An 11,821-nucleotide genomic window follows, 5' to 3' on the forward strand; every position below is an offset into this window, starting at 1 on the left:
CGGAAACGCCCATGTCCGCCACACCCCTCACCCTGCAGCCGCGTCCGGCCGTCGACCCCAGCGTCGACCACGCCATCCAGGCGATCGTCTCGGGCGCGTCGACCGACGCCACCTGCACCACGGACCTCGCCGTGGGCCCCTGGGACTTCGACACGCGACCGGGGTACGGCCCGGGCTCGTCGATGGGCGATGTCATCCCCACCGGCGCTCCGCGGCAGGGCGAGCTGCCGCAGGACTACCGCGACGCCTCCGACGACGAGCTCGACGCCCGCATCCGCGCGGCGAAGCAGACCCTCGGCGAGCGCCTCGTCGTGCTCGGGCACTTCTATCAGCGCGAGGAGGTCGTGCGTCACGCCGACTACGTGGGCGACTCGTTCCAGCTCGCCAATGCCGCGAAGGAGCGCCCCGAGGCCGAGGCGATCGTGTTCTGCGGCGTGCACTTCATGGCAGAGACGGCCGATCTGCTCTCACGCCCCGATCAGGCCGTGATCCTGCCGAACCTCGCCGCGGGATGCTCGATGGCCGACATGGCCGACATCGACCAGGTCGAGGAGTGCTGGGAGCAGCTGGAGGAGGTCCTCGGCGATCTCGAGACCCCGGATGCCGAGGGCCTCGTCCCCGTCATCCCGGTGACGTACATGAACTCCAGCGCCGCCATCAAGGGCTTCGTCGGGCGCCACGGCGGGATCGTCTGCACCTCGTCGAACGCGCGCACGGTGCTGGAGTGGGCGTTCGCGCGCGGACGGCGCGTGCTGTTCTTCCCCGACCAGCACCTCGGCCGCAACACGGCCAAGGCCATGGGCGTGCCGCTCGAGCAGATGCCGATGTGGAACCCGCGCAAGGCCCTCGGCGGCTCGACCGCGGAACAGCTCGCAGACAGCCGCGTCATCCTGTGGCACGGCTTCTGCTCGGTGCACCGCCGCTTCACCGTCGACCAGATCGACAAGGCGCGCGCCGAGCACCCCGGCGTCCGCGTGATCGTGCACCCCGAATGCCCGATGGACGTGGTGGATGCCGCCGACGAGGCGGGGTCGACCGACATCATCCGCAAGGCGATCGCCGCGGCGACCGAGCCCACGACCTTCGCGATCGGCACCGAGATCAACCTCGTGCAGCGCCTGGCCGCACAGTATCCGCAGCACGAGATCTTCTGCCTCGACCCGGTGGTGTGCCCCTGCTCGACGATGTACCGGATCCACCCGGGCTACCTCGCGTGGGTGCTCGAGTCGCTCGTGGCGGGCGAGGTCGTCAATCGCATCACCGTCCCGGCCGATGTGGCCGAGCCCGCGACCGTGGCCCTCGAGCGCATGCTCGCCGCGAAGCCGAACGGCGCAGTGAAGTGACCACCGTCGTCGTGGTGGGCAGCGGCATCGCCGGTCTCACGGCGGCGCTGCACGCTCACGAGGCGGGATGCCGCGTCACCGTCGTGACCAAGGGCGCCCTGCCCGACACCAATACGCGCTGGGCGCAGGGGGGTATCGCCGCCGTCACCGACCCGGCGGACACCGTCGCCTCGCACGCGGCCGACACGATCACCGCGGGTGCGGGATTGAACGACTCGGATGCCGTGGAGGTGCTCGTCGGCGAGGGACCGGCGCGCATCGCCGAGCTCGTGGACCGCGGGGTCGGCTTCGACCGCACCGCGGACGGCGAATTCTCGCGCGGTCTCGAGGCGGCGCACGCCGTCGCCCGCGTGCTGCACGCCGGTGGGGACGCGACCGGCGCCGCCATCCAGGCCGCCCTGGGCGAGGCGGTGCGCGCGGAGGGGATCCCTGTGCGGGAGCACGCTCTGCTCCGCGACCTGATCGTCGAGCGCGGCCGTGTCACGGGCATCGAGCTGGCCGACGGCGACCGGCTCACCGCCGACGCCGTCGTCCTCGCCACGGGTGGAGCGGGTCAGCTGTACGCCCACACCACCAATCCCCTCGGTGCCACCGGCGACGGCATCGCCGCGGCCATCCGGGCCGGCGCCGCCGTGGCCGACCTCGAGTTCGTGCAGTTCCACCCGACGGCGCTCGCCGTGGGGGCGCCGTTCCTGGTGTCCGAAGCCGTCCGCGGCGAGGGTGCCGTCCTGATCGACGACGCCGGACGCCGCTTCGCGTTCGACGCGCACCCCGACGGAGAACTCGCCCCCCGCGACGTCGTCGCCCGCGCGAACGCACGCGCCATGGCGGCTCAGGACGGCCGCCCCGTTCGCCTGGATGCCACCGCCCTGGGCGCGGAGCGCTTGGCTCGGCGCTTCCCCACGATCGACGCCGCCGTGCGCGAGCGGGGCCTCGACTGGGCGCACGAGCCCATCCCGGTCACCCCCGCGGCGCACTACCTCATGGGCGGCGTCGTGACCGACCTCGACGGGCGCACCACGGTGCCCGGACTGTACGCGGTGGGCGAGACGGCGCGGACCGGCGTGCACGGGGCGAACCGGTTGGCATCCAATTCGCTGCTCGAAGGGGCCGTGTTCGGCGCGCGCGCCGGGGATGCCGTCGCCCGTGACCGCGACTGGCCGATCCCCCCGGTCGCCCCCGCGCGACCGGTGCCCGTGGCGGTCGACACCGCTGCCGAGGCATTCTCCCGCGCGGCTCTGCAACGGCTCATGTGGGACGACGCGGGACTCGTACGCGACGCCTCCGGGCTCGACCGCGCCGCGGCGACACTCGCCGCTTGGCGAGCGGCGGGACTCCTCCCGTCGGTGGAGGACGACAACCTCCTCCTCGTCGCCACCCACGTCGTGGATGCCGCGCGGGCGCGTACCGCCTCCGTCGGCGCCCACCACCGCTCGGACGCCGCCGAACCGGCATCCCTTTCCGCCCCTCCGGAGGTCCTCGCATGCTGACCCGCGCCACCATCGACCGTGTCGTCTCCGCCGCCCTCGACGAGGACGCCCCCTGGGGCGACCTCACGAGCGAGACCCTCATCCCGGAAGACGCGACGGCGCGCGCCGAGCTGGTCGCCCGCGTCGACGGCGTCTTCAGCGGAGCCGCCGTCTTCGCCGCAGCGTTCACCCTCACCGATCCGTCGACCACGGTCGAGCAGCGCGTCGCCGACGGGGCGCGCTTCTCCCCCGGCGACACGCTCGCGGTGGTCACCGGTCCCGCTCGCGCGGTGCTCACGGCGGAGCGCATCGGACTGAACTTCGTGCAGCGCATGTCGGGCATCGCGACCCTCACCAGCCGCTACGTCGCCGAGGTCGCCCACACCGGCGCCCGCATCGTCGACACCCGCAAGACCACCCCGGGCCTGCGCGCCATCGAACGACAGGCGGTGCGCGACGGCGGCGGCCACAACCACCGCTTCTCGCTCTCGGATGCCGTGATGGCGAAGGACAACCACCTCGCCGTGCTCACCGCGAACGGCCTGTCGGTCACCCAGGCTCTCGAGAGTGCGATCGCGCGGCTGCCGCACACCACGCATGTCGAGGTCGAGGTCGACCGTCTCGAGCAGATCGACGCCGTGCTCGCCGCGGGCGTCGGAACGATCATGCTCGACAACTTCTCGCTCGACGATCTGCGCACCGGCGTCGCCCGTATCGCGGGAGCAGCGCAGGTCGAGGCCTCGGGAGGGGTCACCCTCGACACGGTGCGCGCCATCGCCGAGACCGGCGTCGACGTCATCTCCGTCGGCGCGCTCACGCACTCGGCGTCGTCGCTCGACCTCGGACTCGACATCCGCATCGAGACGGCGTGAGCCTCTACCTCGACAACGCCTCGACGACGCCCGTGCGCCCCGAGGTGCTCGAGGCGATGGCCCCGTACCTCACGCGGTACTTCGGCAACCCGTCGAGCCATCACGAGGTCGGGGAGGCAGCGGCATCCGCCCTCGACGACGCCCGATCGCGGGTGGCCGCCGTCCTCGGGATGCGGACGGGAGACGTGACCTTCACCTCCGGCGGCACGGAGTCCAACAACGCCGCCATCAAGGGCCTCATCCTGGGATCGGGGAAGAGGCACCTCGTCACGACGGCGATCGAGCACGAGTCGGTGCTCGCCTCCGCCGATTACCTCTCCCGCCTGCACGGGGTCGCGGTCACGCACGCCCTGATCGACGCCACGGGAACGCTCACCCCCGACGCGCTCGCCGCGAGCCTGCGCGAGGACACCGCGCTCGTGAGCGTCGGCTATGCCAACAACGAGATCGGCACGGTCCAGGACGCCGCCGCCCTCGCCGCCGTCGCCCACGAGCGCGGAGTGCCCCTTCACCTGGACGCCGTGCAGGCGGCCGGGTGGCTGCCCCTGGCCGGCCTCGGGGCGGATGCCGTGACCGTGGCCGGCCACAAGGTCGGCGCCCCCAAGGGCACCGGCATCCTGGCCGTGCGCGGGCGACTTCCGTTCGAACCGCTGCTGCACGGCGGCGGCCAGGAGCGCGGACGCCGGTCGGGGACGCCGGATGTCGCGGGAGCCGTCGCCATCGCCACCGCCCTCACCCTCGCCGAGGCGGAGCGCGCGGAGGAGGCCGCCCGCGTCTCGGGGCTGCGCGACGCGTTCATCTCCCGCGTCCTCGCGCTCGTGCCCGACGCGCGCGTCACCGGCCACCCGACCCGTCGCCTCCCGGGCACCGCGAGCTTCGTCTTCCCCGGCACGAACGGCGAGACCGTCCTGCTCGAGCTGGAACGCCGCGGCGTCGTCTCCTCGAGCGGCTCGGCGTGCGCGGCCGGCAGCGACGAGGCGTCGCACGTGCTGCTCGCGATCGGCCTGGATCACGATACGGCCCGCACCGCCGTGCGCTTCACGCTGCCGCACGGCCTCACGGCATCCCTCGATCCCGTCGCGGATGCGGTCGCTGCGGCCGTGACGGCCGTAGGATCGCGCGGGTGAGTTCCACCCCGGTCACCGTCATCGTCCCCGGTTTCGACGTCGCCGAGTACGCGACCGAAGCCCTCGATTCGCTCCGCGCGCAGACGCACCCGCACTGGACGGCGGTGCTCGTCGACGACGCCTCGACCGACGACACGGCCCGCATCTTCGCCGACGCCGAGGCCGACGACCCCCGCTTCCGTCTCGTCCGCCACACGGAGCAGCGCGGCCTCGGCGCCGCCCGCAACACCGGACTCGCGCGGGTCGACACGCCCTACACCGCCTTCCTCGACGCCGACGACCTCCTCCGTCCCGACGCGCTCGCCCGCCTCGCCGACGCCCTCGATCGCACCGGGAGCGACTTCGTCGTGGGAGCGTACGTGCGCCTGCGCCCGGATGCCGAGGGCCCGGGATACACCGCGGGCGACGTGCAGCCGTGGGTCGCGGCGGCCACCGACCCGGCCCGCTCGGGGACGACGCTGACGCAGCACCCCGCGGCATCAGGGAACATCGTCGCGTGGTCCAAGCTCAGCCGCACCGCCTTCTGGCACGAGCAGGGTCTCCGCTTCCCCGAGGGGCGCTACTACGAGGACCAGGTGCTCGCCCAGCGCATGTACACCTCGGCGGCGGCGTTCGACGTGATCCCCGACGTGATCGTCGAGTGGCGCCAGCGCCGCGACGGCGGGTCGATCACCCAGCGCCTGGGCGAGGTCGACGTGCTGCGCGACTACCTCGAAGCCCTCGGCGAGGGCATCGCCGTGCTGCGCGCCGCCGGGGCCGACGCGGCCGTCGACGAGCGCGGGCGGCTGATCCGCACGCTGGATCTCCCGCCGCTGCGGCGCATCGCCGAGACGCATCCGGACGCGTCGTATCGCATCGCGCTCGAGGCGTTCATGGAGTCGCTGCCGGGCTGAGGCCGGGGGCGGCGGCCTGTGCCGGGCCGCGTCACGTGTGCGCAGACACATCGGCGGGCGGAGTCCCCGACACGCCGACACCGGATTCTGTCATCCGGCGCGCTTCGAACACCTCGCGCCGTCGTGCACGGAATGCGGCGGGTCCGAACCGCGTCGAGCTAGGCCGGCGCCTCGTCCGCCCGGCGCGCGGGAAGGGCGGCGCCGGCCAGACCCGCCTCGTCGAGCTGCTCCTCGGCGAGCACGAACGAGGCCGCGAGCTGCTCGGCGGCGAGGCTGGCGTACAGTCCCCCGCGCGCCAGCAGTTCGCCGTGCGTGCCGGATTCGACGATGCGTCCGGCATCCACCACGTGAATCTGATCGGCACCGATCACCGTCGACAGGCGGTGGGCGATCGACAGCGTGGTGCGACCGTGCGATGCGGTCTCGAGGGCTTCCTGCACGATGCGCTCCGAGACGGTGTCGAGGGCGCTCGTCGCCTCGTCGAGCAGCAGCACGGGCGGGTCTTTCAGCAGCACCCTCGCGATCGCGATGCGCTGCTTCTCGCCGCCCGAGAGGCGGTATCCGCGTTCACCGACGACCGTGTCGTACCCGGCCTCGAAACCGGCGATCACGTGGTGGATGTTGGCCGCCCGACACGCGGCCTCGATCTCGTCGTCGGTGGCGTCGGGACGGGCGTAGCGCAGGTTCTCGCGGACGGTCGCATGGAAGAGGTAGGTCTCCTGCGAGACGATGCCGATCTCGTCGATGATCGAGGCGCGCTCGAGCGAACGCACATCGGCTCCCGAGAACAGGACCGCGCCGCCGCTGGCTTCGTACATCCGCGGCGTCAGGTACAGGATGGTCGTCTTCCCCGCGCCGGACGGCCCGACGAAGGCGACGTGCTGGCCGGGCTCGACCGTGAACGACACGCCGTCGAGGGTCGGTCGCGCCTGCGCGGGGGCGTCCGGGTACCGGAACTCCACGTCGCGGAACTCGATGCGCCCGAGCGGTCCGGGCGCGGCCGAGACGGGAAGCGCATCGGGCACGTCGACGATGGCCGGGCGCAGGTCGAGGTACTCGAAGATCCGGGCGAACAGCGCCGACGAGGTCTGCACGTCGAGCGCGACGCGCATGAGGCCCATCAGGGGCATGAGCAGCCGCGCCTGCACCGTGGTGAAGGCGACGATGGTGCCGGCGGTGATCGCCCCCGCGCCGCCGCCGATGAGGTATCCCGAGACGAGGTAGATGACCGCGGGCACGCTCGACATGATCACCTGCACGACGGCGAAGAAGCCCTGACCGCTCATCGCGCGGCGCACCTGCAGGCCCACCTGGTTGTCGTTCTCGGCGTCAAAGCGCGCGGATTCGGTGCGCTGGCGGTTGAACGACTTCGACAACAGGATGCCCGAGACGCTCAACGTCTCCTGCGTGATCGCGGACAGCTCCGACAGCGACTCCTGCGTCTCACCCGCGATGCGGGCCCGCACCTGGCCCACCCGTCGTTGGACGAACAGCAGGAACGGCATGAGCGCGACCGCGATGAGGGTGAGCCGCCAATCGATGAGGATCATGGCCACGAGCGACGCGATGACGGTGACGGCGTTGCCGAGGATACTGGTGACGGTGTTGGTCAGCACACCCGACACGCCGCCCACGTCGTTCTGAAGACGCGATTGGATGACGCCCGTCTTCGTGCGGGTGAAGAACCCGAGCTCCATGTTCTGCAGGTGGTCGAAAAGACGGGTCCGCAGGTCGCCGGTGACCCGATTCCCCACGGTGGCCGTCAGCCAGGTCTGACCGACGTTGAGCGCAGCGGAGACGAGGAAAAGCCCGATCATGAGGCTCACGAGGACGGCGAGAAGGCGCAGATCGGGGTTCGAGCCGTCGACGGGGAACAGCGCGTCGTCGAAGATGCGCTGCACGAGCAGCGGCGGGATGACCGCGACCGCCGCGCCGACGACGACCAGCAGCGCCGTGAAGGCGATGCGGGCGCGATAGGGGCGGAAGAGCTCGACGACCCGACGGCCCAGGTTCGCCACCCGCGGCGCCTGGGCGTTGCGCTTGCGCTGCACGTCGGCATCCACGCCGCGGAACATGCTCCCGCCCATTCCGCCCATGCTCATGCGGGCCAGCCTACGTCCGCCCACCGACATCGAGCCGCGGACGGCGATGTCGGAGCCCCTCGGTAGGGTCGCTACCGGATCATCTTCGATCCGATCGTCTCGATATTGGAATACCTCGGGCCGCCTGCCCGTTGTGACCGACGCAGTCGCCCTCCGTGGCGCCACGAAGCCCCCCGCGTGTAAAGGACCTCGTCATGGCCGCCACCGGCACCATCCCCGTCTCCCGACCGACGACCGCGTCGACCCCGTCGATGCCGACGCACCGCCCCGGCCCGGTGATCGCGCTGCTCGTGGTCGCCGCCTTCGTCGTCATCCTGAACGAGACCACGATGTCGGTCGCGCTCCCGGCGATCATGGCCGATTTCGGCGTGAGCGCGGCCACCGGCCAGTGGCTCACCTCCGCGTTCCTGCTGACGATGGCCGTCGTCATCCCCCTGACCGGCTTCCTCCTCGAGCGCTTCCCGATCCGCGTGGTGTTCTTCAGCGCGATGGGCGTCTTCGCTGTCGGCACGCTCGTCGCCGCGGTCGCGCCGGCGTTCGGCGTCCTGCTCGCGGGACGCATCATCCAGGCGATGGGCACGGGAGTCATGATGCCCCTGCTGTTCACGACAGTGCTCAACCTGGTCCCCGCGAACAGGCGCGGTCGGGTGATGGGCGTCGTCACCATCGTCATCGCCGTCGCACCCGCGGTCGGGCCCACGGTCTCGGGCCTCATCCTCTCGGCCCTCACCTGGCACGCGATCTTCTGGCTCATCCTGCCCATCGCGCTCGTCGCCATCGCTCTCGGTGCGCGCTGGGTCCGCAACGTCACCGAGACCCGCCCCGATGCACGTTTCGACGTCCTCTCGGTCGTCCTTTCGGCGATCGGCTTCGGCGGTCTGGTCTACGGCCTGAGTGCCATCGGCGAATCGGCCTCGGGCCACGCGTCCGTCCCGGTGTGGATCCCGCTCGCGGTGGGCGCCGTGTTCGTCGCGGTCTTCGTCCTGCGCCAGCTCCGCCTGCAGCGCTCGGACTCCGCTCTGCTCGACCTGCGCGTCTTCCTGAGCCCCTCGTTCCGGCTCGCCGTCCCCCTGGTCGCGATCGTGATGGCGGCTCTCTTCGGGTCGCTCATCCTGCTGCCGATCTTCCTGCAGCAGGCGCTCGGCCTCAGCAGCCTCACCGTCGGTCTCATGCTGCTTCCGGGCGGCGTGCTCATGGGGGTCATGGCACCGATCGTCGGTCGCCTGTTCGACCGCTTCGGCCCGACTCCCCTCGTCATCCCCGGGATGCTCATCGCCGCCGCCGTGTTGTGGACGATGGCGCTCACCTTCGGCCAGGGCACCCCGATCTGGTGGATCGTCACGGTCTACCTCGCCCTGAACCTCGGGCTGGGCCTCGTGTTCACGCCTCTCATGACCTCCGCGCTCGGTTCGCTCCCCCGCCGCCTGTACTCGCACGGCAGTGCCGTCGTCGGCACCGCTCAGCAGGTCGCCGGTGCCGCGGGCACGGCCGGCTTCGTGGCGATCATGACCGTGTTCTCGAGCATCGCCCTCGCCGGTGGCACCGACCAGGCCGGCGCCGTCGCGTCCGGCGTGCACGCGTCCTTCCTCGTCGGCGCGGTGATCGCCACGGCCGCGGTCGTCCTCGCGTGCTTCGTGCGCAAGCCGGCGGAGGCGGAAGAAGCCGACGCGGCCGTCGTCGCGCCCTGACCGGCATTCGAGGCGGGCGCGCACCGTGACGGTGAGCGCCCGTCTCGCGGTCTGCGCTGAAGACCGGCGCCGCCGGCGTTGCAGCGAGACCCCGGCTCACCACCAGAAGGGGCGACCGACATCGCCGCGCGGGGCGCGGACGCGTCGCGTCAGAAAGACGTCAGCGAGCGCTCAGAGAGAGCAGGAGCCGCCACCGCAGCACTGCGAGGCGGAAGGAGCGTCGTCGTCGGACTCGACAGCGGGGGCGTTCAGCAGCGTGAGAAGCGGCGTGGACGCGGGAGTCGTGTCAGACGTGGAGTCACCGGACATGCGCTCCATGCTACGCCTGCGCGTGCGGGCAGGGGCCGGTGCCGCGCCCGTCCCCCGTCCCGCCGGGAGCGACCGGACTTGTGAACGTGCGGGCACACCCCGGCACCGGCCGTCGATCGACACGGTCGGCCCGCTTCGCGGCTAACCCCTGCACGGGGCATCCGCAACCCCCGCCCTCGCGCCGTGTCCCGTTCCTAACGTGGAGAACCCCACCGACAACGAAGAGAGGCGTATCCATGACCGATCTCAGCGGCAAGCGCATCGCATTCCTGGCCACCGACGGTTTCGAAGACAGCGAGCTGACGAGCCCGTGGGAGGCCGTGACCTCCGCCGGTGCCGAAGCGGTGCTCGTCTCGCCGAACGAGGGCAGCATCAGCGGCGAGAAGGGGCATGAGCAGAAGGTCGACCTCGCCGTCTCGGGCGCCTCCGCCGGCGACTTCGACGCGCTCGTCCTTCCGGGCGGCGTGCAGAACGCCGACGACATCCGCATCGTGAAGGATGCCGTGTCCTTCGCCCGCGACTTCTTCGACCAGCACAAGCCCGTCGCCGTCATCTGCCACGGCGGGTGGATCCTGACCGAGGCCGATGTGCTGAAGGGGCGCACGCTCACCAGCTACCCCACGCTGCAGACCGACCTCCGCAACGCCGGCGCCACCTGGGTCGACGAAGAGGTCCACGTCGACCAGGGCCTCGTCTCCAGCCGCAACCCCGACGACCTGCCGGCCTTCAACGCCAAGCTCGTCGAAGAGGTCGCTGAGGGCACGCACTCCGGTCAAACCGCCTGAGCGCGATCGTCGGAAGGGCCCCGGACCACGGTTCGGGGCCCTTCCGCGTGCCGCCGGGCCCACGCATCGTCCCTGTTCGGCGCAGCGTCAGACCGGATACTCGAGAGCCGGCTGACCCTGCGCCGATCACCGGCCCCGCGCAGATCATCGACCTGGGCGGAACACCGACCCGGCGCAGATCATCGACCTGGGCGGAACACCGACCCGGCGCCGATCACCGACCTGCTGCCGGTCACCGACCTGCTGCCGGTCACCGACCCGATGCCGGTCACTGAGCTGCTGCCGGTCGCCGCGATCGCCCGCGGGCACGGCTCCGATCTCGGCACCCACCGACCTGATGGGCCCCTCCGCGAACCGACCCCGACGCCCCCGGTCTCCCGCCCCGCGGTCCGTCCCTCAGCCGCCCTGGCACGACGGGCACCACTGGCCGCCGCCCTTCGTCCCGGGAATGTCCTCGATCACGCCGCCGCACCCCGGACACGGCTCACCCGTGCGACCGTGCACCTTCATCGCCGCCACCTTCGCGGCCTTCTGCTCGGCGATCGGCACTCCGCGACGCGACGCCACGGCGTTGGCGAGCGTGTCGCGCAACGCCGCGAACAGCCGCGTCACCTCGTCGTCCGTCAGCGACGAGGCGTGGGCGACCGGCGACAGTCGCGCGGCGAAGAGGATCTCATCCGAGTACGCGTTGCCGATCCCGGCCAGCGTCTCCTGCTCCTGCAGGAGGGCCTTCACCTGCTTTCGTCGCCCGCCCAGCGCCGCCCGGAGCATCTCGAGCGAGTAGTCCGGGTCGATGGCCTCCGGTCCGAGCTTCGCCACCGAGGGCACCTCGCGCGGCTCGTCGACGAGGTGCAGCTGGACGGACAACCACTCCCCCGCATCCGTGATGCCCAGCTCGCCGTCGTCGAACACGACCCGCGCGATGACGGCGGCGGCAGGGGATGCCGCGGCCTCGGCGAGCTGTGGTGCGGCGTCGGCGTCGGTCCACGTCGCCCACCCCGCCCGGCCGAACCCGAGCGAGAGATGCGCACCGTCCAGGTCGAGGTCGATGTGCTTGCCGAATCGCGTCACGGCGGTCACCCGGTGACCCACGAGCTGGTCGAGGGGACGGCCGCGGGTCTTCCACGCCCTCCCCTCGATGAGCTCGGTGCCGACGACCTCGCGACCGATCAGGCGCTCGCGCAGGAACAGCGCGAGCGCCTCGACCTCGGGGGCTTCGGGCATCGGCGGGTG

General features: G+C 71.8%; 10 protein-coding genes. 7 read left to right on the plus strand and 3 right to left on the minus strand.

The window, feature by feature from the left end:
* Positions 1 to 11: 11 nt before the first annotated feature.
* From nadA to AB0N80_RS16450, 5 genes are read left to right on the plus strand one after another with little or no spacing between them, the layout of a single operon-like run.
* Positions 12 to 1,343 carry a quinolinate synthase NadA gene (gene nadA, locus AB0N80_RS16430; RefSeq protein WP_363579487.1) on the plus strand — a complete coding sequence of 444 codons (1,332 nt, stop codon included), beginning with the start codon at positions 12 to 14 and terminating at the stop codon, positions 1,341 to 1,343.
* Positions 1,340 to 2,833 (plus strand): L-aspartate oxidase, encoded by a 1,494-nt coding sequence (nadB, locus tag AB0N80_RS16435; RefSeq protein WP_363579489.1) that lies wholly within the window; start codon positions 1,340 to 1,342, stop codon positions 2,831 to 2,833. Before nadA ends, nadB begins: the two co-directional genes overlap by 4 nt.
* Positions 2,827 to 3,684: a carboxylating nicotinate-nucleotide diphosphorylase gene (gene nadC, locus AB0N80_RS16440; protein WP_363579491.1), complete on the plus strand. Its 858-nt coding sequence runs from the start codon at positions 2,827 to 2,829 to the stop codon at positions 3,682 to 3,684. The genes nadB and nadC overlap by 7 nt, the downstream gene beginning before the upstream one ends.
* On the plus strand, positions 3,681 to 4,811 hold the full coding sequence (locus AB0N80_RS16445; RefSeq protein WP_363579493.1) for a cysteine desulfurase family protein: 1,131 nt from the start codon (positions 3,681 to 3,683) through the stop codon (positions 4,809 to 4,811). The genes nadC and AB0N80_RS16445 overlap by 4 nt, the downstream gene beginning before the upstream one ends.
* Positions 4,808 to 5,704 carry a glycosyltransferase family 2 protein gene (locus tag AB0N80_RS16450; protein WP_363579495.1) on the plus strand — a complete coding sequence of 299 codons (897 nt, stop codon included), beginning with the start codon at positions 4,808 to 4,810 and terminating at the stop codon, positions 5,702 to 5,704. Before AB0N80_RS16445 ends, AB0N80_RS16450 begins: the two co-directional genes overlap by 4 nt.
* 158 nt (positions 5,705 to 5,862) lie before the next feature.
* Here the strand turns inward: AB0N80_RS16450 and AB0N80_RS16455 are convergent, their stop codons facing one another.
* A complete protein-coding gene (locus AB0N80_RS16455) occupies positions 5,863 to 7,800 on the minus strand; it encodes an ABC transporter ATP-binding protein (protein WP_363579567.1) in 1,938 nt (645 codons plus the stop codon).
* Positions 7,801 to 8,000: 200 nt separating this feature from the next.
* On the opposite strand from AB0N80_RS16455, the gene AB0N80_RS16460 reads away from it, so the two are divergent.
* Positions 8,001 to 9,494 carry an MDR family MFS transporter gene (locus tag AB0N80_RS16460; RefSeq protein WP_363579497.1) on the plus strand — a complete coding sequence of 498 codons (1,494 nt, stop codon included), beginning with the start codon at positions 8,001 to 8,003 and terminating at the stop codon, positions 9,492 to 9,494.
* A gap of 171 nt (positions 9,495 to 9,665) precedes the next feature.
* Here the strand turns inward: AB0N80_RS16460 and AB0N80_RS16465 are convergent, their stop codons facing one another.
* Positions 9,666 to 9,803 (minus strand): hypothetical protein, encoded by a 138-nt coding sequence (locus tag AB0N80_RS16465; RefSeq protein ID WP_363579499.1) that lies wholly within the window; start codon positions 9,801 to 9,803, stop codon positions 9,666 to 9,668.
* A 236-nt stretch (positions 9,804 to 10,039) separates the two neighbouring features.
* Here AB0N80_RS16465 and AB0N80_RS16470 point away from each other — a divergent pair, with 236 nt between their 5' ends.
* Entirely contained in the window at positions 10,040 to 10,588 is a 549-nt protein-coding gene (locus AB0N80_RS16470) for a type 1 glutamine amidotransferase domain-containing protein (RefSeq protein ID WP_315995330.1), read from the plus strand.
* A 396-nt stretch (positions 10,589 to 10,984) separates the two neighbouring features.
* On the opposite strand, the gene AB0N80_RS16475 is transcribed toward AB0N80_RS16470, so the two are convergent.
* The gene (locus tag AB0N80_RS16475) at positions 10,985 to 11,812 is read right to left on the minus strand and encodes a DNA-formamidopyrimidine glycosylase family protein (RefSeq protein ID WP_363579501.1); all 828 of its coding nucleotides are present in this window, start codon (positions 11,810 to 11,812) and stop codon (positions 10,985 to 10,987) included.
* Positions 11,813 to 11,821: the final 9 nt, after the last annotated feature.

The sequence above is a fragment of the Microbacterium sp. NPDC089188 genome (assembly GCF_040685155.1).
In the GTDB taxonomy this organism is placed as follows: Bacteria; Actinomycetota; Actinomycetes; order Actinomycetales; family Microbacteriaceae; genus Microbacterium; species Microbacterium galbum.

Bases quoted from the DNA above. Each gene is read 5' to 3' on its own strand.
- AB0N80_RS16455 (WP_363579567.1), bottom strand. From the start codon at position 7,800: ATGGGCGGAATGGGCGGGAGCATGTTCCGCGGCGTGGATGCCGACGTG.
- nadA (WP_363579487.1), top strand. From the start codon at position 12: ATGTCCGCCACACCCCTCACCCTGCAGCCGCGTCCGGCCGTCGACCCC.
- nadC (WP_363579491.1), top strand. From the start codon at position 2,827: ATGCTGACCCGCGCCACCATCGACCGTGTCGTCTCCGCCGCCCTCGAC.
- AB0N80_RS16460 (WP_363579497.1), top strand. From the start codon at position 8,001: ATGGCCGCCACCGGCACCATCCCCGTCTCCCGACCGACGACCGCGTCG.
- AB0N80_RS16475 (WP_363579501.1), bottom strand. From the start codon at position 11,812: ATGCCCGAAGCCCCCGAGGTCGAGGCGCTCGCGCTGTTCCTGCGCGAG.
- AB0N80_RS16465 (WP_363579499.1), bottom strand. From the start codon at position 9,803: ATGTCCGGTGACTCCACGTCTGACACGACTCCCGCGTCCACGCCGCTT.
- AB0N80_RS16470 (WP_315995330.1), top strand. From the start codon at position 10,040: ATGACCGATCTCAGCGGCAAGCGCATCGCATTCCTGGCCACCGACGGT.